At 61.9% G+C, this 21177-nt stretch carries 16 protein-coding genes, 1 tRNA gene and 1 pseudogene; 13 read left to right on the plus strand and 5 right to left on the minus strand.

The features are described 5' to 3' along the window. Positions 1 to 25 precede the first annotated feature (25 nt). From VCJ09_RS03660 to VCJ09_RS24695, 4 genes and pseudogenes are all read left to right on the plus strand, one after another. Positions 26 to 1213 (plus strand): ATP phosphoribosyltransferase regulatory subunit, encoded by a 1188-nt coding sequence (locus VCJ09_RS03660; protein WP_324733176.1) that lies wholly within the window; start codon positions 26 to 28, stop codon positions 1211 to 1213. Between the two features lie 109 nt (positions 1214 to 1322). Beyond that, on the plus strand, positions 1323 to 2618 hold the full coding sequence (locus VCJ09_RS03665; protein ID WP_079204713.1) for an adenylosuccinate synthase: 1296 nt from the start codon (positions 1323 to 1325) through the stop codon (positions 2616 to 2618). A 944-nt stretch (positions 2619 to 3562) separates the two neighbouring features. Next, a pseudogene (locus tag VCJ09_RS24690) lies at positions 3563 to 3823 on the plus strand (HAMP domain-containing protein); the annotation flags it as partial. Continuing rightward, on the plus strand, positions 3797 to 4681 hold the full coding sequence (locus tag VCJ09_RS24695; RefSeq protein ID WP_407693032.1) for a methyl-accepting chemotaxis protein: 885 nt from the start codon (positions 3797 to 3799) through the stop codon (positions 4679 to 4681). The pseudogene VCJ09_RS24690 and the gene VCJ09_RS24695, both read left to right, overlap by 27 nt. 172 nt (positions 4682 to 4853) lie before the next feature. Here the strand turns inward: VCJ09_RS24695 and VCJ09_RS03675 are convergent. Continuing rightward, positions 4854 to 4940: transfer RNA gene (locus VCJ09_RS03675), tRNA-Leu, on the minus strand. A 205-nt stretch (positions 4941 to 5145) separates the two neighbouring features. Here VCJ09_RS03675 and rnr point away from each other — a divergent pair. The 8 genes from rnr (at position 5146) to alr (ending at position 13634) form a co-directional block, all read left to right on the plus strand. Next, positions 5146 to 7692 (plus strand): ribonuclease R, encoded by a 2547-nt coding sequence (rnr, locus tag VCJ09_RS03680; protein ID WP_324733178.1) that lies wholly within the window; start codon positions 5146 to 5148, stop codon positions 7690 to 7692. Next, positions 7689 to 8453, plus strand: coding sequence for a 23S rRNA (guanosine(2251)-2'-O)-methyltransferase RlmB (rlmB, locus tag VCJ09_RS03685; RefSeq protein WP_324733179.1), 765 nt, complete (start codon positions 7689 to 7691; stop codon positions 8451 to 8453). The genes rnr and rlmB overlap by 4 nt, the downstream gene beginning before the upstream one ends. 261 nt (positions 8454 to 8714) lie before the next feature. Continuing rightward, a complete protein-coding gene (gene rpsF, locus VCJ09_RS03690; RefSeq protein ID WP_079204717.1) occupies positions 8715 to 9146 on the plus strand; it encodes a 30S ribosomal protein S6 in 432 nt (143 codons plus the stop codon). Positions 9147 to 9174: 28 nt separating this feature from the next. Further along, positions 9175 to 9405 (plus strand): 30S ribosomal protein S18, encoded by a 231-nt coding sequence (rpsR, locus tag VCJ09_RS03695; protein ID WP_069519637.1) that lies wholly within the window; start codon positions 9175 to 9177, stop codon positions 9403 to 9405. Between the two features lie 36 nt (positions 9406 to 9441). After that, positions 9442 to 10335 (plus strand): hypothetical protein, encoded by an 894-nt coding sequence (locus VCJ09_RS03700; RefSeq protein WP_079204718.1) that lies wholly within the window; start codon positions 9442 to 9444, stop codon positions 10333 to 10335. A 21-nt stretch (positions 10336 to 10356) separates the two neighbouring features. Then, a complete protein-coding gene (gene rplI, locus VCJ09_RS03705) occupies positions 10357 to 10806 on the plus strand; it encodes a 50S ribosomal protein L9 (protein WP_079204719.1) in 450 nt (149 codons plus the stop codon). A 131-nt stretch (positions 10807 to 10937) separates the two neighbouring features. Next, positions 10938 to 12332, plus strand: coding sequence for a replicative DNA helicase (dnaB, locus tag VCJ09_RS03710; protein ID WP_079204720.1), 1395 nt, complete (start codon positions 10938 to 10940; stop codon positions 12330 to 12332). A 222-nt stretch (positions 12333 to 12554) separates the two neighbouring features. Next, positions 12555 to 13634: an alanine racemase gene (gene alr / locus VCJ09_RS03715; RefSeq protein ID WP_324733180.1), complete on the plus strand. Its 1080-nt coding sequence runs from the start codon at positions 12555 to 12557 to the stop codon at positions 13632 to 13634. Positions 13635 to 13657: 23 nt separating this feature from the next. On the opposite strand, the gene VCJ09_RS03720 is transcribed toward alr, so the two are convergent. After that, positions 13658 to 15565, minus strand: a complete 1908-nt coding sequence (locus VCJ09_RS03720; protein ID WP_324733181.1) for a diguanylate cyclase — start codon at positions 15563 to 15565, stop codon at positions 13658 to 13660. A 196-nt stretch (positions 15566 to 15761) separates the two neighbouring features. On the opposite strand from VCJ09_RS03720, the gene VCJ09_RS03725 reads away from it, so the two are divergent. Then, positions 15762 to 18095 carry a YgiQ family radical SAM protein gene (locus VCJ09_RS03725; protein WP_324733182.1) on the plus strand — a complete coding sequence of 778 codons (2334 nt, stop codon included), beginning with the start codon at positions 15762 to 15764 and terminating at the stop codon, positions 18093 to 18095. Between the two features lie 160 nt (positions 18096 to 18255). Here VCJ09_RS03725 and VCJ09_RS03730 read toward each other — a convergent pair whose 3' ends face one another. From VCJ09_RS03730 to VCJ09_RS03740, 3 genes are all read right to left on the minus strand, one after another. Further along, on the minus strand, positions 18256 to 19524 hold the full coding sequence (locus tag VCJ09_RS03730; protein WP_324733183.1) for an Hsp70 family protein: 1269 nt from the start codon (positions 19522 to 19524) through the stop codon (positions 18256 to 18258). 214 nt (positions 19525 to 19738) lie between these two features. Then, positions 19739 to 20191 carry a YqaA family protein gene (locus tag VCJ09_RS03735; protein ID WP_324733184.1) on the minus strand — a complete coding sequence of 151 codons (453 nt, stop codon included), beginning with the start codon at positions 20189 to 20191 and terminating at the stop codon, positions 19739 to 19741. A 58-nt stretch (positions 20192 to 20249) separates the two neighbouring features. Continuing rightward, positions 20250 to 20972, minus strand: coding sequence for a VC0807 family protein (locus VCJ09_RS03740; protein WP_324734588.1), 723 nt, complete (start codon positions 20970 to 20972; stop codon positions 20250 to 20252). Positions 20973 to 21177: the final 205 nt, after the last annotated feature.

The raw sequence follows: 21177 nt of genomic DNA on the forward strand, positions 1-21177 counted from the left end.
CCCGGTTCAAGAGGGGAATGGCGATATGGCAACGGTAGACCGCTGGCTCCTGCCAGATGGCATCGAAGAAGTACTGCCGCCGGAAGCGGCGCGCATTGAAGTCGCGCGCCGTCAGGTGCTGGACCTATTCCAGCGCTGGGGCTATGAATTCGTGGTGACGCCGCATATCGAATACCTGGAGTCGCTGCTTACCGGCGCAGGCCAGGATCTGGATTTGCGCACCTTCAAGGTGACCGACCCGTTGTCGGGTCGGCAGATGGGTTTTCGTGCCGATATCACGCCGCAAGTGGCGCGTATCGACGCGCATACTCTGCGCCGCGAAGGGCCGAGCCGGCTGTGCTATGCCGGTAGCGTGGTGCATGCTCAGCCGCGCGCGCTGACCACCTCGCGCAGTCCGATCCAGTTGGGTGCCGAGTTGTATGGCGATGCCAGTCCAGCCAGTGACGTGGAGGTTATCAGCCTGCTGGTGGATACCCTGGAGTTGGCGCAGGTGCCCGACATTCACATGGATCTCGGTCATGTAGGTATCTACCGTGGCCTGGCACGTGCCGCCGGCTTGTCTGGCGAGGTCGAACAGCAACTATTCGATGCGCTGCAACGCAAGGCCATGGATGAGATTGTGCTGCTGACCGAGGCCTTGCCGGCGGCGTTGTGCAAGATGTTGCGCGCCCTGGCCGAGCTCTGTGGCGGTCGTGAAGTGCTGGACCTGGCGCAGGCTTGTCTGGTCGAGGCGCCGGACGATGTGCATGCTGCGCTGGATGACTTGCTGGCGATTGCCGATACACTGAGTCTGCGTTATCCGGAGTTGCCGCTGTACTTCGATCTGAGTGAGTTGCGCGGCTATCGCTATCACACCGGCGTGGTATTTGCGGCCTTCGTGCCGGGTGTCGGTCAGTCGATAGCCCAGGGCGGTCGCTATGACGATATCGGCGCGGACTTCGGTCGGGCGCGTCCGGCGACGGGCTTCTCCACCGACCTGAAAACCCTGGTCAGTCTTGGTCAGATGCCACTCGGCGAATTGCCTGCGGGCATCTGGGCGCCGGATCATCATGATGTGTACCTGTGGCAGGCGGTGCAGCGACTGCGTGGTGAGGGCGCGCGTGTGGTGCAGGCTCTGCCTGGGCAGGCTTTGGCCGATGCTCGCGAGGCGGGCTGTGATCGTCAATTATTGCTGTGTGATGGTCGTTGGCAGGTAGCGCCGTTGGCTGGCTAAGCTGACCGGCTCTCTGGCTCTATCCCTAGCGGGACGTCCACGCGGACCGTCCTAAATTGTTTCCGTCGGCTATGGTCGACATCAAGCTTGCGCGAAGAGGACAAGTGTTATGGGTAAGAATGTCGTAGTCCTGGGCACCCAGTGGGGCGATGAAGGCAAGGGTAAGATCGTCGACCTGCTCACCGAACAGGCTGCAGCCGTCGTGCGTTATCAGGGTGGCCACAATGCCGGTCATACCCTGGTGATCGACGGCGAAACAACCGTCCTGCACCTGATCCCGTCGGGCATTCTGCGCGAGAACGTCCAGTGCCTGATCGGCAATGGCGTAGTGGTTGCTCCTGACGCACTGATGCGGGAAATTATCAAGCTGGAAGGAAAGGGCGTGCCGGTGCGCGAGCGCCTGCGTATCAGCCCGTCTTGCCCACTGATCCTGCCCTATCACGTGGCCCTGGATCAGGCGCGCGAGAAAGCCCGTGGCGATCTCAAGATCGGTACGACCGGTCGCGGCATCGGCCCGGCTTACGAAGACAAGGTGGCGCGTCGCGGGCTGCGTATCGGCGATCTGTTCCATCGCGAACGTTTCGCTGCCAAGCTGGGTGAGTTGCTCGATTACCACAACTTCGTGCTGCAGAACTATTACAAAGAACCAGCCATCGATTTCCAGAAAACCCTGGATGAGTGCATGGAATATGCCGAGCTGCTCAAGCCGATGATGGCCGATGTGACGGCGGTGCTGCACGAGATGCGCCGCGAGTCCAAGGACATCATGTTCGAAGGTGCGCAGGGTTCGCTGCTGGACATCGATCACGGTACCTACCCCTACGTGACCAGTTCCAATACCACCGCTGGCGGCATTGCAACCGGCTCGGGTTTCGGCCCGATGTACCTGGATTACATCCTCGGCATCACCAAGGCCTACACCACGCGCGTCGGCTCCGGGCCTTTTCCGACCGAATTGTTCGATGAAACCGGGGCTTTTCTCGCCAAGCGGGGTCATGAATTTGGCTCCACCACTGGTCGTGCCCGTCGTTGCGGCTGGTTCGATGCGGTGATCCTGCGGCGTGCCATCGAAATCAATAGCATTTCCGGTCTGTGCCTGACCAAGCTCGATGTGCTCGATGGCCTCGAAACCATTCGTATCTGCGTTGGCTACAAGGATCAGTACGGCGAAGTGCTGGTCGACGCGCCGACCGATGCCGACAGCTATCTGGGTCTGCAGCCGGTGTATGAGGATCTGCCGGGCTGGAGCGAGTCGACCCTGGGCGCCAAGACCCTGGACGAATTGCCGGCCAGCGCGCGGGCCTACATCAAGCGGGTAGAAGAGCTGGTCGGTGCGCCTATCGACATCATCTCCACGGGCCCGGACCGCAACGAGACCATCGTGCTGCGTCACCCGTTCGCCTGATTGTCGTGAGCGGTACAGCAAGGGGTCGCCATGGGCGGCCCTTTGTCGTTTTGTGGCAAGGGCTTCAGCTTTGTATTTTGCGGCCGATCACTGCTTATAAGCTGGCCTGATTTGAAAGGAGTGGAACCTTGTCCGCCATGTTCGCATTGCTGCACAGCCGTTTGTTGCGCCCGGTATTTATTGCCTTGGGGGTAGCCATGCTGGTGCAGGTATTCCTGGCCGTATGGCTGACCCGCACCACTGTGGATGACCTGGTTGCCGACCTGGCGACGCGCCTGGAGGGCGATAGCCAGCGCCTGGGTGGCGAGTTGGATGCCGCCGAGCGTGAGGTGGTGCAGAGCTTGGCGGCGCTGTCGGAAAATACCCGTGAGAGCCTTGGTACGGCGTTGTCCGGGCGGCTTCAGGCCGAGCAGGAGCAGTTGCGCGGCGTGCTCGAGCAGAATCTCAAGCAGTCGGGCAGCGCGATGGCGCAGTTGCTGGCTGGTGTTGCGCCCAAGGCCATCTGGGATGGAGATGTGCCGGCGCTGACGGCGTTCACGCGCATCGCTCAGCGCGATCCTGCGGTTTTGTTTGCCGTTTATTACGATGCGCAGGGGCAGCGCCTGACCCGCAATTTCAATCGCAGCGATGCCCGGGTGCGGGCCTTGGTCGCTGCGGGCCAGGGCGACACCAAGCTGGATAAGCTGGTCGAAGCGGCCTCGCGCGACCCGCAGGTATTTATGGTCGAGGAGCCCATCAGTCCCATGGGGGCGCAGATCGGCAAGGTCCAGTTGGGCCTGTCCAGGGCTGCTGTGGAGCAGGAATTGCAATCGCTGGATCAGCGTTTCTCTGCGTTGGTAGGCAATGCGGGCGAGTTGGTGGATGCCAGTCTGGCCAGTGCCGCAGGCGAAAGCACTCGGGCGCTGCAGCGGCGCCTGACCGAGGCGCAGCAGGCGGCCGAGGGTATGGCGCAGGGTAGCCTGAGTTCGGTCAGGGCTGCTGCCGAAAGCTTGCGTTGGCGCATCGCTGTCGGGCTTTTGGTGGTCGGTTTGCTGGCGTTGCTGGCGGTGGCGCTGGTCCTGGGTTGGCGGGTGTTGAGTCGTCTGCAATTGCTGATCGCGGCCTTGCAGGACCTGGCAGAGGGTGAGGGTGACCTCACTCGGCGGGTCGAGTTGGACAGTCGTGACGAGGTGGGTGACATGGCGGCCGCAGTCAATCGGTTTGTCGCCAGGTTGCAACCCATCGTGCGCGAGGCCGGTGAGGTGGCGGTGCTCACCGGGCGGGAAATCGACGCTCTGGCGTTGCGCAGTGCTGCGGCTGAGGCTGCCGCTGGGCGCCAGCGCGACGAGGTGGCAGGTAGCCTGCAGGCTTTGGCGCAAATGGCGGGTGAGGCGCAGGCGGAAAGCCAGGCGATGCAAGAGGCGTTGCGCCGGGTGGCGGCGATTCGTCAGTCTACTCAGGATAATGCGGCGATTGCGGTGCGGGTCGGTGGGGCGATGGAGACCCTGGTGCTGCGGGTTGGGGAGGGGGCTGCAGTGATTGAGCGGCTGGCCAGGCAGAGTGAGCAGATCGAAGTGGTGCTGACGGTGATCCATGGCATCGCCGAGCAGACCAACCTGCTGGCCTTGAATGCCGCCATCGAGGCGGCGCGGGCCGGGGAAAGTGGTCGTGGTTTCGCTGTGGTCGCCGACGAAGTGCGTGCGCTGGCGAGCAAGACCCAGCAGTCGACCGGCGATATTCAGGCGCATATCGGTGCCTTGCAAAAAGGCGCGCGTGAGGCGGTTGGCGCGATCGGGCAGGCAGGTCAGCAGGCGGATCAGGGGCTGGCCGCGCTGCTGGAAAGCGCCAAGGTGCAGCAGTCGGTGCAGGCGGCGGTGGAGGAGGTGCATGGCGCCATCAATGCGGCGACTCAGGCGGCGGCGCATCAGGCGCAAGGTGCCGATGCGGTGCGTGGGCGGGTCGAGGTGATTCATGCCGAGGCCCAGCGTGCGGCCGAGGCGGTAGCTGCCACGGCCGACAGCGGGCGAGTGCTGGATGGCTTGGCCAAGCAACTGAAAGCCAGTCTGGGGCAGTTCCGTGTTTAGAATTGGCTGCAAATGCTAGGTTGGCGCTGAGGAGCGACGCTCAGCACAATCGCCCTGCCGGGCTTCGCGGTCCGGCCCGGCCTGCACAATGCGTATTATCGGGTAGGTTTCTGGTCCGTCGCACTAAATCGCAGGCAAGAAAAAACCGAGCGCTTGGCTCGGTTTTTTGAATTGGTGCCCAGGAGAAGACTCGAACTTCCACGACCGTAAGGTCACCAGCACCTGAAGCTGGCGTGTCTACCAATTTCACCACCTGGGCTTGATTGCAATGATCGCTCATTTGCTATCAACTACAACTACGTTTGCCGTCGTTGTGGCGCGCATAATACGGTTCGACTTTTTACTTGTAAAGCCCTGTGAACAAAAAAGTTTATTCTGTGTGCTGTGCTGACCCGGATAGTGGTTTCGCGCTTCAATAGGCACATGGAAAACCGAATTTATATAGAAAAGGTGAACTCTCTCTAATGGCCGACTGGCAATCCCTCGACCCTGAGGCCGCTCGTGAAGCGGAAAAATATGAAAACCCCATCCCGAGTCGCGAGCTGATTCTGCAGCATCTCGCCGAGCGTGGTTCCCCGGCGAATCGTGAGCAGTTGCTTGACGAGTTCGGCCTTACCACCGAAGAGCAGATCGAGGCGTTGCGTCGTCGGCTGCGTGCCATGGAGCGCGATGGTCAGTTGATCTATACGCGTCGTGGCACCTATGCGCCGGTGGACAAGCTGGACCTGATCCTGGGGCGCGTCAGCGGCCACCGCGACGGTTTTGGCTTTCTGATTCCGGATGACGGCAGCGATGACCTGTTCCTCAGTCCGGCGCAGATGCGCCTGGTCTTCGATGGTGACCGTGGCTTGGCGCGGGTTACCGGCCTGGATCGGCGTGGTCGCCGCGAAGGCGGCATCGTCGAAGTGCTGACCCGCGCCCATGAAACCATCGTCGGCCGCTATTACGAAGAGAGCGGTATCGGTTTCGTGGTCGCCGACAACCCGAAGATCCAGCAGGAGGTGCTGGTCACGCCGGGGCGTAATGCCGCAGCCAAGCAGGGCCAGTTCGTCGAGGTGAAAATTACCCATTGGCCGACCCCGCGCTTTCAGCCGCAGGGCGACGTAATGGAAGTGGTTGGCAACTACATGGCGCCAGGCATGGAAATCGATGTTGCGCTGCGCAGCTATGATATTCCCCATGTCTGGCCCGAGGCGGTGGTCAAGGAAGCGCGCAAGCTCAAGCCTGAAGTCGATGACAAGGACAAGGAAAAGCGCATCGATCTGCGTCATCTGCCGTTCGTGACCATCGACGGCGAAGATGCCCGCGATTTCGACGATGCGGTCTATTGCGAGAAGAATGGCAGCAACTGGCGGTTGTTCTCCGGTGGCTGGAAGCTGTACGTGGCGATTGCCGATGTCTCCCACTATGTGAAAGTCGATTCGGCGCTGGATGCCGAGGCGCAGGTGCGTGGCAACTCGGTGTATTTCCCCGAGCGGGTGATCCCGATGCTGCCGGAGGAGCTGTCCAACGGTCTCTGCTCGCTGAATCCGCAAGTGGATCGTTTGGCTCTGGTCTGCGAGATGAGCATCTCGAAGACCGGCAAGATGATCGATTACCAGTTCTGCGAGGCGGTGATCCATTCCCATGCGCGTCTGACCTACAACAAGGTCAGTGCCATGCTCGAAGAGCCGAAAGGCACCGAAGGCAAGGCTTTGCGCAGTGAGTACAAGGAAGTGCTGCCGCACCTCAAGCAGCTCTACTCCCTGTATCAGGTGTTGTTGGCGGCGCGTCACGAGCGTGGCGCCATCGACTTCGAGACCCAAGAGACGCGGATCGTCTTCGGTGCCGGGCGCAAGATCGCCGAGATTCGCCCGACCCAGCGCAACGATGCGCACAAGCTTATCGAGGAGTGCATGCTCGCCGCTAACGTGGCCACCGCCGCGTTCATGCAGAAGCATGAAATCCCGGCGCTGTATCGCGTGCACGATGGTCCGCCGCCCGAGCGCGTGGAAAAACTCAAGGCCTTCCTCACCGAGCTTGGCTTGTCGCTGCATCGCGGCAAGTCCAAGGATGGCCCGTCGCCGAAGGACTATCAGGCGCTGCTAGAAAGCATTCGCGGTCGCCCGGATTACCACCTGATCCAGACCGTGATGCTGCGTTCGCTCAGTCAGGCGGTGTACAGCGCCGATAACCAGGGCCACTTCGGTCTGAATTACGAGGCCTATGCCCACTTCACCTCGCCGATCCGGCGTTACCCGGATCTGTTGATCCATCGGGCGATACGCAGCGTGATTCGCTCCAAGCTCGACACCCCGCACGTCACGCGCGCGGGTGCGGCGAGCATGCCCAAGGCGCGCATCTATCCCTATGATGAGCCGATCCTGGAGCAGCTCGGCGAGCAGTGCTCGATGTCCGAGCGGCGCGCCGACGAGGCGACCCGCGATGTGGTCAACTGGCTGAAGTGCGAGTTCATGAAAGACCGTGTCGGCGAAACCTTTCCGGGGGTGATCACCGCCGTGACCGGTTTCGGTCTGTTTGTCGAGCTGACCGATATCTACGTCGAAGGTCTGGTGCATGTCACCGCCTTGCCAGGCGATTACTACCATTTCGATCCAGTTCATCATCGCCTGGCCGGCGAGCGCAGTGGGCGTAACTTCCGTCTCGGCGACACGGTCGAGGTCAAGGTCATGCGGGTCGATCTGGACGAGCGCAAGATCGACTTCGAAATGGCGCAGAGCGTCGTGGATGCCCCGGTTGGGCGTCGGCGCGGTGGTTTCGAGTCGGCTGCGGGTAAAACCGGGCGCAGGGACGGTCGAGCTACCGCTGCTGGTGGCACCGATGTGGAGAAAAGCCGCGAACTGAAAAAAACGTTGCTAGCCGAATCCAAGGGCAAGGGGCGCGGTGCTAAAAACGAGTCCGCCAAGCCGGCGAGTGCTGACGCCAAATCCGCCAAGCACCGCAAGGGTCCGCCAAAAAGCGGGGGGCCGAGCGCTGGTGGCGGGCCACGCAAGCGTAAGGCGAAGTCATGAGTCAGCTGGAAAAAATCTACGGTGTGCATGCCGTGGAAGCACTGCTGCGTCATCACCCCAAGCGGGTCAAGCAGGTGTGGTTGGCGGAAGGGCGCAATGATCCGCGGGTGCAAGTCCTGCTGGCATTGGCCGCAGAGGCGCGGATCGCCGTTAGCCAGTGCGAGCGGCGCGAGATGGATGCCTGGGTTGAGGGTGTGCATCAAGGGGTGGTCGCTGATGTCAGCCCCAGCCAGGTGTGGGGTGAGGCGATGCTCGAGGAGTTGCTCGATCGCGCCATAGGCCCGCCGCTGTTGCTGGTGCTGGATGGGGTGACCGATCCGCACAATCTCGGCGCTTGTCTGCGTACTGCCGACGCGGCAGGTGCGCTGGCGGTGATAGTGCCAAAGGACAAGTCCGCCACGCTCAATGCCACGGTGCGCAAGGTGGCCTGTGGCGCTGCCGAGGTGATTCCGCTGGTGGCAGTGACCAATCTGGCGCGCTGCCTGGAAAAGCTCCAGCAGCGCGGCCTGTGGATAGTCGGTACTGCCGGTGAGGCGGAGCAGGAGTTGTATCAGCACGACATGACCGGACCGACAGTGCTGGTCATGGGGGCGGAGGGCAAGGGCATGCGCCGCCTGACTCGCGAGCATTGCGATTACTTGGTCAAGCTGCCGATGGCCGGCAGCGTCAGCAGTCTCAACGTCTCGGTGGCGACTGGGGTCTGTCTGTTCGAGGCGTTGCGCCAGCGCAGTAGCAAGGGTAAGGGTAAGAGCAAGCCCTGACTGCAGCGAGGTCGACCACGCCAGACAGGGCTTCGCAACGCTCTGTCTGGCGTAGCTCAGGCGTAATCCGCGTCAGTGCAGTCTGGCTGTTCAAATAATCACCAGTCGACCTTGCTTGTACCTGGGGGCTTCTCTAGAATGGCTGCCCTTGTCGCTACGGCAGGCGCTACTGCGCCCTTCTGTTTCAGCAAGACTCACAAGTGATATTCACTCCTTGCCTGACCGCGTTTGGCGGCAGGCTACAACCCGTAAGGAGCATTTATGCGTCATTACGAAATCATCTTTCTGGTTCACCCGGACCAGAGCGAGCAAGTCGGCGGCATGGTTGAGCGTTACACCAAGCTGATCGAAGAAGACGGCGGTAAAATCCACCGCCTGGAAGATTGGGGTCGTCGTCAGCTGGCTTACGCCATCAACAACGTCCACAAGGCTCACTACGTGATGCTCAACGTTGAGTGCACTGGTAAAGCCCTGGCTGAGATGGAAGACAACTTCCGTTACAACGATGCGGTGATCCGTAACTTGGTCATCCGTCGCGACGAAGCAGTTGTTGAACCGTCGGAGATGCTCAAGGCCGAAGAAAACCGCAGTGAGCGCCGTGAGCGTCGTGACCGTCCTGAAAGCGCTGAGTCTGACGACTCGAACCGCGATGACAGTGACAACAACAACGACAGCGACAACGCTGACGAGTAATCCACGGATTCATTGAGGAGCCTATCAAATGGCACGTTTCTTCCGTCGTCGTAAATTCTGCCGTTTCACCGCTGAAGAGGTGAAGGAGATCGATTTCAAAGATCTCAACACCCTGAAAGCCTACATCTCGGAAACCGGCAAGATCGTTCCTAGCCGTATCACCGGTACCAAGGCTCGTTATCAGCGTCAGCTGGCTACCGCTATCAAGCGCGCCCGCTTCCTGGCCCTGCTGCCCTACACCGACAGCCACGGCCGCTGAGATCGGATGTTCGACAAGAAGTAAGGGATAAAACGCATGCGCGCCTTAGCTGAATTCATTATGCGCGGCCGTATGCAGGCCATCCTCGTGGTGGTTGTTTCGGCGGCATTGCCGCTGCTGTTCTGGTTAAGTGCTGCCGCAGGTTGCCTGGTGCTCCTGCGGCGCGGTCTGAGTGATGCCCTAGGCATCCTCGCTTGGGCCCTGCTGCCGGCGATTGGCTGGTGGTATTTCGGTGAGCCGCGCACCCTGTTGGTGTTGCTCGGTGCACTGGGGCTGGCGTTGTTGTTGCGCGCCAGTCTGTCCTGGGATCGTGTGCTGCTTTGCAGCGTGGCATTGGGCCTGGTGTATGGGTTGGTTTTGGGTGCGGTGTTCCGCGAACCCATCGCGGCGATGGCAGGTGAGCTGCAAAAGCTCCTGCCGCAAATGCTCGATGGGGTTCACCAGCAGATGTCGGTGGACGAGCGAGCGCGCCTGGATAGCCTGATTGCACCGGTGCTGACCGGTTTATTGGCAGCTTTGCTGCAGATTGTCAGCCTGCTGAGCCTGTTGCTTGGGCGTTATTGGCAGGCGCTGTTGTATAACCCTGGCGGTTTCGGGCGCGAGTTTCGCGCGTTGCGACTGCCGCTGGCACCGGCGATGTTGCTGCTGGTTGGCATGCTACTGGGCCCCAATCTGGGGCCGCAGATGGCCATGTTGACTCCGCTGTGCAGCGTGCCGTTGGTGTTTGCCGCCGTTGCCCTGTTGCATGGGTTGGTGGTGCAAGGGCGACTGGCCAAGTTCTGGCTGGTCGGGTTGTACATCACGCTGCTGCTGTTCATGCAGCTGACTTATCCGTTACTGGTGGTCTTGGCCATTGTCGACAGCCTGTTTGATTTTCGTGGTCGCTTCGAGCGCAAGCACGGCTCGGGTCCCGCGAACGGTGAAGGTTAAAAGTTAAGAGGTTATTACCAAATGGAACTGATCCTGCTGGAAAAAATCGCCAACCTGGGCAACCTGGGCGATAAAGTGAACGTTAAGGCCGGTTACGGCCGTAACTTCCTGCTGCCATTCGGCAAAGCAACCGCTGCAACCGCTGCCAACGTGGCTACGTTTGAAGCGCGTCGCGCCGAATTGGAACAGCTGGCTGCCGATAAGAAAGCATCTGCTGAAACTCGCGCCGCTCAGCTGGCTGAACTGGAAGTCACCATCACCGCTACCGCGGGCGATGAAGGCAAGCTGTTCGGCTCCATCGGCACGCACGACATCGCTGACGCTCTGACCGCCTCTGGCGTGGAAGTGGCCAAGGCTGAAGTGCGTCTGCCGAACGGTACCATTCGCCAGATTGGCGAATACGACGTGGCTGTGCATCTGCACTCCGACGTTGAAGCGACCGTCCGCGTCGTTGTGGTTGCAGCCGTCTAAGAGCCTCGCTCTGAAGCTAGCTGCTCAACGGGCTTGCGCTTAGGTGCAAGCTCGTTAACATCGGGCACGGCATTGCGCAAGCGATGCCGTGCCCTTTGTTTTTCAACACCAGATTTCTTTCCCAGAGCCCTATGAACGACATCAGCATTCCCGAGCAATACGACCTGCAAACCTCCGCTTTGAAAGTGCCGCCGCACTCGATCGAGGCCGAGCAAGCCGTGCTGGGTGGCCTGATGCTCGACAACAACGCCTGGGAGCGGGTGCTCGACGCGGTCTCCGATGGCGATTTCTATCGACACGACCACCGCCTGATCTTCCGCGCCATCTTCAAGCTGGCCGAGCGCAATCACCCCTTCGACGTGGTCACCGTGTCCGAGCAGCTGGACAAGGAAGGCCAGCTGTCCCAGGTCGGTGGCTTGGCCTATCTGGGCGAACTGGCGAAGAACATTCCGTCGGTGGCCAACATCAAGGCCTATGCGCAGATCATTCGCGAGCGTGCCACCCTACGTCAGCTGATCGGCATCAGCGGCGAGATCGCCGACAGCGCCTATGCCCCGCAGGGCCGCACCGGCGAGGAGATTCTCGACGAGGCCGAGCGCCTGATCTTCCAGATCGCCGAGGCGCGGCCGAAGAGCGGCGGCCCGGTGGGGATCAACGACATCCTGGTCAAGGCCATCGACCGCATCGACACCCTGTTCAACTCGGGCGATGCGATCACCGGCCTGTCCACCGGCTTTACCGATCTGGATGCGCAGACCAGCGGCCTGCAGCCAGCGGATCTGGTCATCGTCGCCGGCCGGCCGTCCATGGGTAAGACCACCTTCGCCATGAACCTGGTGGAGAACGCCGTGTTGCGTAGCGACAAGGCAATCGTGGTGTACTCGCTGGAGATGCCGGCGGATTCGATCGTCATGCGGATGCTGGCCTCGCTCGGCCGCATCGATCAGACCAAGGTGCGTGCCGGTCGGCTGGATGACGACGATTGGCCGCGCCTGACCTCGGCGGTCAATCTGCTCAATGATCGCAAGCTGTTCATCGACGACACCGCTGGCATTTCGCCGTCGGAGATGCGCGCGCGTACCCGGCGCCTGGCCCGCGAGCACGGCGAGATCGGCATGATCATGGTCGACTACCTGCAGTTGATGCAGATTCCGGGCTCCAGTAGCGACAGTCGAGTCAACGAAATCTCCGAGATTTCTCGTTCGCTCAAGGCCCTGGCTAAGGAATTCAATTGCCCCGTGGTCGCCCTGTCGCAGCTCAACCGCTCCCTGGAGCAGCGCCCAAACAAGCGCCCAATCAACTCCGACTTGCGTGAATCCGGGGCGATCGAGCAGGACGCCGACATCATCATGTTCGTCTATCGCGATGAGGTGTATCACCCGGAGACCGAATTCAAGGGCGTGGCCGAGATCATCATCGGCAAACAGCGTAACGGGCCTATCGGCACCACGCGACTGGCCTTTCTCGGCAAGTACTCGCGCTTCGAGAACCTGGCGCCGGGCAGCTACCAGTTCGACGAGGACTGACAGCTTGTGAAAAAACGCACGCCTACTGCGGCCGCCGCCAAGCGACCGCCGCGGCGTTGCGCTACGTGAACGCCTGGAGACGCTCTCGCGACGGCGCTCGATATTTTCACAACCTCTGAACCTGCAGCAGGCTGAGTGCAGGTTCTTGCCGAGTCGGATCAATAACAACGGGCGACCAGTGGTTAAACTGGCCGCCCGTTTTGTTTTCAGGACATTCCGCCCATGCGCCCCCTCGTCGCCACCATCGATCTTGCCGCCATCCGCCATAACTATGCCGTTGCCAAGCGCTGTGCGCCGGGCCGGCAGGCCTTTGCGGTGGTCAAGGCGAATGCCTATGGGCATGGCGTAGGCGAGGTGGTGATGGCGTTGTTTGATCAGGCCGATGGTTTTGCCGTGGCCTGCCTGGAGGAGGCGGTCGAGGTGCGGGCGCTGCATGCAGAGGCGCGGATCCTGTTACTCGAAGGTTGTTTCGAGGCGGCGGAATATCCACTGGCTGCGCAATTGGGCCTGGATCTGGTGCTGCAGGGAGAACAGCAGGCGGCGGAATTTCTCGCGGCCAAGCTGACTCGGCCATTGAATATCTGGCTGAAGCTGGACAGTGGCATGCATCGCCTGGGGTTCAATGGGCCCGCCCTGCGCGCCTGGCATGCGCGCTTGCACGGCGCGGCGGCGGTGGCCGAGTTGAATCTGCTCAGCCACTTTGCCTGCGCCGATGAGCGTGGCCATGAGATGACCGAGCAGCAGCTCGAGGCATTCCTCGAGGTGCTCGACCTGGACTTCGCCCAGCGCTCACTGGCCAACTCGGCGGCCATTCTGACCATTGCGGCGGCGCATATGGATTGGTTGCGGCCGGGCATCATGCTCTACGGCGCCACGCCTTTTGCTGAGCTGGGCGCTGCCGAGCTGGGTCTTGTTCCGGCGATGACCCTGACGGCGCAGCTGATTGCCTGCCGCGATGTGGCCGTCGGTGAAGGCGTCGGCTATGGCTGTAGTTGGCGAGCCGAGCGGCCGTCGCGCATAGGCACGGTGAGTTGCGGCTACGCCGATGGTTATCCGCGCCATGCGCCGAGCGGTACGCCGGTGTTGGTGCGCGGGCAGCGTGTGGCGCTGGCGGGGCGGGTATCGATGGATATGCTGACGGTCGATCTCACCGATCTGCCAGCCGCCCGGATAGGTGATGAAGTGCAGCTGTGGGGCGCACAACTGCCGGTGGATGAGGTTGCGCGGGCGGCCGGCACCATCGGCTATGAGCTGTTGAGCAAGATCACCCAGCGCGTACCGCGGCGTTATCGCAACGCTTGAGCGGGTGCTGGCGAGCTAGGCCGCTACAGGCCGCTGGTGACCTTGAGCACATCCAGATGCAGGCGTGCACTGCTGCTCAGTTCGCCGTCGTCGCCACAGACCGACGAGCCCGAGCGGCCGCGGGCCTTGGCCCTGTACAACGCCTCGTCGGCAGCCTTGTAGAGGCTGGCGAAGTGGCTGGCGTGCTGAGGGTAGAGGGCCACGCCGATGCTGATGGTCACCGTCAGCCGTTCGGCGCCATAGAGTACCGGCTGCGCCAGTTCGGCAAGCAGGCGCGAGGCGATCTCGCGGGCGTGCCGTTCCGCCTCGTCGCCGCAGATCAGCACGGCGAACTCATCGCCGCCCAAGCGGGCCACGGTATCGCCGCTGCGCACGTGTTCGCGCAGGCGCTTGGCAACCACTTGCAGCATCAGGTCGCCGGCATCGTGGCCGAAGCGGTCGTTGATCGGCTTGAAGTGGTCGAGGTCGATCAGCATCAATGCCACGCTTTCGCCGAGGCGTTCGGCGTTGGCCAGGGCGGTTTCGGTGCGTTCGACCAGATAGCGACGGTTCGGCAGTTCGGTCAGCAGATCGTGGAAGGCGGCGTGTTGCAGTTCCAGTTCGCGTTGCAGCAACCGCTGGTTGGTTGCGGCCAGCTCGGCGGTGCGTAGCTCCACCGCGCGCTGCAGGTCGTCGGCGTTGCCCTGGGCCAGCGCCAGGCGTGCGGTTTTCTCGCAATCGGCTTGTCTTAGCGCTGCGGCCTTTTCTTGCTTGAGCATCTGGATGCGATAGGCCAGGGCAAAGGAAAACAGGATGGTTTCTGCGGCGACCGACAGCGGGAACAGGTAGGCGGTGAAGTTGTGCGGCTCGATCAACCCGGCCGCGCGCATCACCAACACCACGGTACTGCCGAGGACGGCGCCGTAGCCGAGCAGGTAGAAGCGCGCCGGGAAGAAACCCTGGTAGCAGCGCACGCCGGCACTGAACAGGGCGGTGGGCACCGTGACGAGCGGCGTCAGGGCGATCAGCAGGGCAGCTTCGGCGCGATAGCCGAAGGCGTTGATGGCGATGGCGATGACATACAGCAGGCAGCCGGTATTCAGCAGGCGATGCGGCCAGATCAAGCCGCGTTTGGTGTAGAGCAGCTCCTGGGTGAAGCGCATGACGAAAATGCCCCAAAGCGAGGGCAGGGTGATGCGATCCAGCCAGAAGGGCACGGCGTTGTCGGGCCACAGGTACTGGAAGCCGTGACCGGTCATGCTGAGGATGAACACCAGCACGCAGGCGGTGGCCAGCACGTACCAGAGATAGGCCTTGTCGCGCAGGGCGATCAGGATGAACAGGTTGTAGAGCAGCAGCGCCAGGATCATCCCGTAGATCAGGCCGAAGCCGATATTTTCGTTGCTGGCTTGTTGCGCGAGGTCGCCGAGCTGCCAGATGGTCAACGGGAAGGAGTTGCCGGCGGGGTCGAGGCTGCGGAAGTACAGGGTCAGGGGGGCTTCACCCAACTCGGGCAGTTTGAACAGCATGCGCCTATAGGCGTAGTCGCGACCCTCGGCGTAGGGCGCCGCCGTGCCCGTGGCGCGCGTGTGCCAGCCGCCCTGGCCGTCGGGCAGGTAGAGTTGCAGGTCGAAGAGGGTGATGCCGGCGTTTTCCAGCCACCACTGGCTGGGGGTGTCCTGGCCGCGCTTCAGGCTGACCTTGATCCACCAAGGGTGGCGGCTCTGGCCGACGGTGGCCCGGCCATCCGCCGGCTGAAAACGGCTTTGCACGGCCGGGTCCGCCATGTCGGCGATGCTCAGCCGAGCGCCGGTGTCCTCCAGCAATTCAATCTGCCCGTTGAGCATGCGCCCGCTGCTGGCGCTGTCGAGCAGGATAGTCGCCGCACTGACCGCGGCGGGCAGGCAGATCAGGCTCAACAGTAGAATGGACGAGGAGACTATCCGCTGCACTGCATACTCCTTATGCCCGGCACTGTTACCGGCGACGCGATCGGCCGAGTATAGCCATAAGTCTGTATGTGATCACAAATGCCGTGTGTCCAGCGCAGGCCCCGTTACCTGGGATTGTCCTAGTATCAGGGTCGGACTTGGTCAAAATTTGTGCTATATTCCGCGACCGTTTAATCCTGACATCTCGGTCATTTCCATGCACGCAGCCAAGCCGTTGTTCGACTATCCAAAATACTGGGCCGAGTGCTTCGGCCCGGCGCCTTTCCTGCCGATGAGCCGGGAAGAGATGGATCAGCTTGGCTGGGACAGTTGCGACATCATCATCGTCACCGGCGATGCCTATGTCGACCATCCGTCGTTCGGCATGGCGATCATCGGTCGCCTGCTCGAGGCTCAGGGCTTTCGGGTCGGCATCATTGCCCAGCCGGACTGGAGCAGCAAAGACGATTTCATGAAGCTCGGCGAACCGAATCTGTTCTTCGGCCTCGCGGCCGGCAATATGGATTCGATGATCAACCGTTACACCGCCGACAAGAAAATCCGTTCCGACGATGCCTACACCCCTGGTGGTCTGGCCGGCAAGCGCCCGGATCGTGCCAGCCTGGTGTACAGCCAGCGTTGCAGGGAAGCCTACAAGCACGTGCCGATCGTGCTTGGCGGCATCGAGGCCTCGCTGCGGCGCATCGCCCATTACGATTACTGGCAGGACAAGGTCCGCCACTCGATCCTGATCGACGCCTGTGCCGACATTCTGCTCTACGGCAACGCCGAGCGGGCCATCGTCGAAGTGGCCCAGCGCCTGTCCTATGGTCACAAGATCGAAGACATCACCGATGTTCGCGGCACCGCCTTTGTCCGCCGCGATACGCCGGACGGCTGGATGGAAATCGACTCCAGTCGTATCGATCGGCCGGGCAAGGTCGACAAGATCATCAACCCCTACGTGAACACCCAGGACACCCAGGCCTGCGCCATCGAGCAGGAGAAGGGACCGCAGGACGATCCGAATGAGGCCAAGGTGGTGCAGTTGCTGCCGCACCCACGGCTGGAGCGCGACAAGACGGTAATCCGCCTGCCTTCGTTCGAGAAGGTGCGCGCCGATTCGGTGTTGTACGCCCACGCCAACCGCGTGCTGCACCTGGAAACCAACCCGGGTAACGCCCGCGCCCTGGTGCAGAAGCATGGCGAGGTGGATGTCTGGTTCAACCCGCCACCCATTCCGATGACCACCGAAGAGATGGATTACGTGTTCGGCATGCCCTATACGCGCGTGCCGCACCCGACGTATGGCAAGGAAAAAATTCCGGCCTACGAGATGATCCGCTTCTCGGTCAATATCATGCGTGGCTGCTTCGGCGGCTGCACCTTCTGCTCGATCACCGAGCATGAGGGGCGAATCATCCAGAACCGTTCGGAAGAATCGATCATCCGCGAGATCGAGGAAATTCGTGACAAGGTGCCGGGGTTTACCGGGGTTATCTCCGATCTTGGCGGGCCAACCGCCAACATGTACCGCATCGCCTGCAAGAGCCCGGAGATCGAATCCGCCTGTCGCAAGCCGTCCTGCGTATTCCCCGGTATCTGCGAAAACCTCAATACCGACCATTCGGCATTGATCCAGCTGTATCGCTCGGCCCGCGCCTTGCCGGGGGTGAAGAAGATCCTGATTGCCTCGGGCCTGCGCTACGACCTCGCCGTGGAGTCGCCGGAGTACGTCAAGGAACTGGTCACCCACCATGTTGGCGGTTACCTGAAGATTGCCCCGGAGCACACCGAGGAAGGCCCGCTGAACAAGATGATGAAGCCGGGCATCGGCAGCTACGACAAATTCAAGCGCATGTTCGAGAAGTACTCGAAAGAAGCGGGCAAAGAGCAGTACCTGATTCCGTACTTTATCGCCGCGCACCCCGGCACCAGCGACGAGGACATGATGAACCTCGCCCTGTGGCTCAAGAGCAGCGGCTTCCGCGCCGACCAGGTACAGGCCTTCTACCCCTCGCCGATGGCCACCGCGACCGCCATGTACCACTCGGGCAAGAACCCGCTACGCAAGGTCACCTACAAGTCCGACAGTGTGGCTATCGTCAAGAGCGAGGCCCAGCGTCGTCTGCATAAGGCCTTCCTGCGCTACCACGACCCGAAAGGCTGGCCGATGCTGCGCGAGGCGCTGGAACGCATGGGTCGTAGCGACTTGATCGGGCCGGGCAAGAAGCAGTTGGTTCCACTGCATCAGCCGGCCACCGACAGCTACCAGAGCGCACGGCGCAAGAACTCCACCCCGGTCGGCAGCAAGAAGGTCGGTGGGGCTGCTGCAGTTCGTAACGCGGGCGACAAGACCCGGCCGCTGCTGACCCAGCACACCGGCCTGCCGCCGCGTGACACCGGCGCAGGTGCGGGCAACCCCTGGGACAAGCGCGAGCAGGCCAAGGCTGCCGCCCAGGTGCGTAACCAGCAAGCTGCCAAGGAACGCGCCGATGCCGGCAAGGGCAAAGGCAAGAAGCCAGCGAAGAAGCCAGCCGTACCGCGCTAACTGGTTTTACGGTCTGTGGATGGGTTAGCCGCGCAGCGGCGTAACCCATCGATCAGTCTGTCGCGGCTAAAGCCCCTCCCACGGGATTTACGGTGTATGTGGACGGGGCTTTAGCCGCGAGCTTTTGCGCTGTTTAGAGTCCCGCCTTAACAGCTGTCGATCAGCTGCCGTAGCGTTTCATTGCCTCGATGGCCAGGCCGCTGCCGATGCTGCCGAAGGTGTTGCCTTCCACATGCCGGGCGTTGGGCAGCATCGCCGCGACGCTCTGGCGCAAGGCCGGGATGCCGCTGGAACCGCCGGTAAAGAACACCGTATCGACCTGCTCGACGCTTACCCCGGCATCGCCGAGCAGCTGCGTCACGCTGGCGCGCACCCGTTCGAGCAGCGGCTCGATGGCGTTTTCAAACAACTCGCGGGTCAGCTCGGCAACCAGGCCGGGTTCTACCCGGCTCAGGTCGATAGGCCGGGCGTCCTGCTCGGTCAGGCCGATCTTGCTGTCTTCCACCTGCATCGCCAGCCAATGGCCGTCGCGGCGCTCGATCAGCTTGAACAGGCGGTCGATGCCGATCGGGTCGACGATGTCGTAGCGCATGCTCTGTAGTTGGCGCTGCGACTGCGCCGAGTAGACCGCGTTGATGGTGTGCCAGGTGGCCAGGTTCAGGTGGGTGCTGGTGGGCATCGGCGCGGCGCTCTTCATCCGGCTGCCGTAGCCGAACAGCGGCATCACGCCCTGCAGGCTGAGCTGTTTATCGAAATCGGTACCGCCGATATGCACGCCGCCAGTGGCGAGGATATCGTCATGCCGCTCGGCCAAAGCGCGCCGCTCAGGCGACAGACGCACCAGGGAGAAGTCCGAGGTACCGCCGCCGATATCGACGATCAACACCAGCTCCTCGCGGGCGATGCCCGACTCGTAGTCGAAGGCCGCGGCGATCGGCTCGTACTGGAAGGACACCTCCTTGAAACCGAGCTTGTGCGCCACGGCCACCAGGGTGTTCTGCGCGTCCTGATCGGCGAGCGGGTCATCGTCGACGAAAAATACCGGGCGACCGAGTACCACTTCCTCGAATGGTCGCTGGGCCACGGCTTCGGCGCGATTTTTCAGCTCGCCGATATAGAACCCGAGCAGATCCTTGAACGGCAGGGCGCTGCCCAGCACCGTGGTTTCACTCTTCAGCAGCTTGGAGCCGAGCAGGCTTTTCAGCGAGCGCATCAGCCGGCCTTCATAGCCTTCCAGGTATTCCTGCAGGGCCAGGCGGCCATAGACCGGGCGGCGTTCCTCGAGGTTGAAGAAAATCACCGAGGGCAGGGTGATCTTGCCATCTTCCAGGCTGATCAGGGTCTCGGCGTCAGGGCGCAGCCAGCCGACGGTGGAGTTGGAGGTGCCGAAGTCGATGCCGCAGGCGCGGGCGGGAGTAGAGAAGGTCATGCGTCGCGCTGTTCCTGAAAAAATTACCGGGAGAAATTTTTGACGTCGCGTAGCGACGGCCCGGAGGGTGGCCGCCATGGATGGCATGGCCACAAAAACGCCGGGAGCGTTTTTGCGCGAAAGCCCCGAAGGGGTGAGGCCCATGGATGTGCTGAACACAAAAAACGGCCGGGCATTCTATGGGATATGTCCGCGCAATGCTGCTGCGATTGCCCTATGACGCGACGAATGAACCCCAGCCCAGGGTCAGCGCGGCCAGCGCCAGGTAACGCCCGGTCTTGGCCAGGCTGACGATCAACAGGAAAATCCAGCAGCGCTCGCGCATCACCCCGGCGACCAGGGTCAATGGATCGCCGATGATTGGCAGCCAGCTGAGCAACAGCGACCAGCGCCCGTAGCGCGTATACCAGCCCTGGGCCTGTTGCAGCCGCGGTTCACTGACCGGGAACCAGCGACGCTGGCGGAAGTGTTCGAGGTAGCGCCCCAGCAGCCAGTTGGCCAGCGCACCGAGGACGTTACCGACGCTGGCCACCGCCACCAGCAGCCACAACGGGTAGGCCTCGCTGAGCAGCAGGCTGACCAGCACCGCCTCGGACTGCAAAGGCAGCAAGGTCGCGGCGCCGAAGGCGGAGAGAAACAGGCCCAGGTAGGCGGAAAGGGTCAGCACTGTGGGCGGGCCTGGCGGCAGCCGGCATTAAACAGCGCCGCCTTAGTCGCAGGGGGGATTACGACTCCTGCTCGGCGCCGGCCATGATCTCGTCCAGCTTCAAACCGGTCAGACCGTGAATGGTGCGCCACAGGTAATAGAAAATCACCATCAGCATGATCATCGAGGGGATTGCGATCATCGGGTAGCTGAGCAGATTCATCCGGCCCAATTCGGCATTGAAGGCCTCGCTGCCGGATGGGCTGATCACGATCCACTTGGCCAGCACATAGTTCATCGCCGAGGAAAAGAAGAAGGTGCCACTCAGGTAGTAGGTGGCGGTCAGCAGGCGCGTTTCGAAGTGCTGGATATGACCGCCCTGTTCCAGGCGCTCATGGATCTTGTCGACATTGAGCACGTTTTTATTGAACAGCATGGTGCGGATCAGCGGGTAGCGGGTGCGTGTCGATACCAGCACGGCAATGCCGATCAAGCAAGGAATCGCCGCTTCCTTGATCGCCAGCCACTGGTTGTCCAGCTTGAGCAGGCCGATGCCGCCGGTCAGCAGTACGCTGACCAGGCCGAGCAGGGCGATGAAGTTGAATTTGCGGTACTTGACCAGCTCGAAGGTGCCCCAGCCGAGGGGGAAAGCCAGTGCCAGGATCAGCGCGCCATCGGCGCCGAGCTTGGATTCGCCGCTGAGCTTCATGAGAATCAGTGAGGGAATCAGGATGCTGACTAGCAAATCCACAAACGGGCGGGGCTTGTGTGTGGCGGTGGAGCTGTGCATGGGATCGGTCATGTCGTTCATGGCGAAGGAATGAGTGCTGATCATCGCCTGCTTGGGCCTCTGCCGCCAGTCCGACTGTCGGTTGGACTGTGACAAGGTTGTGCGGCAGGGCTGTGCCGGCAGGCGGTCTTGCGGTAGCCGACGAAATTCTGGCTGAAATAATTTGAGGGTTACCCGGCGCTGCTAACACCCTGATGCTAGGGTGATATTACTCAGT

This window comes from Pseudomonas paeninsulae (assembly GCF_035621475.1).
Taxonomy (GTDB): domain Bacteria; phylum Pseudomonadota; class Gammaproteobacteria; order Pseudomonadales; family Pseudomonadaceae; genus Aquipseudomonas; species Aquipseudomonas paeninsulae.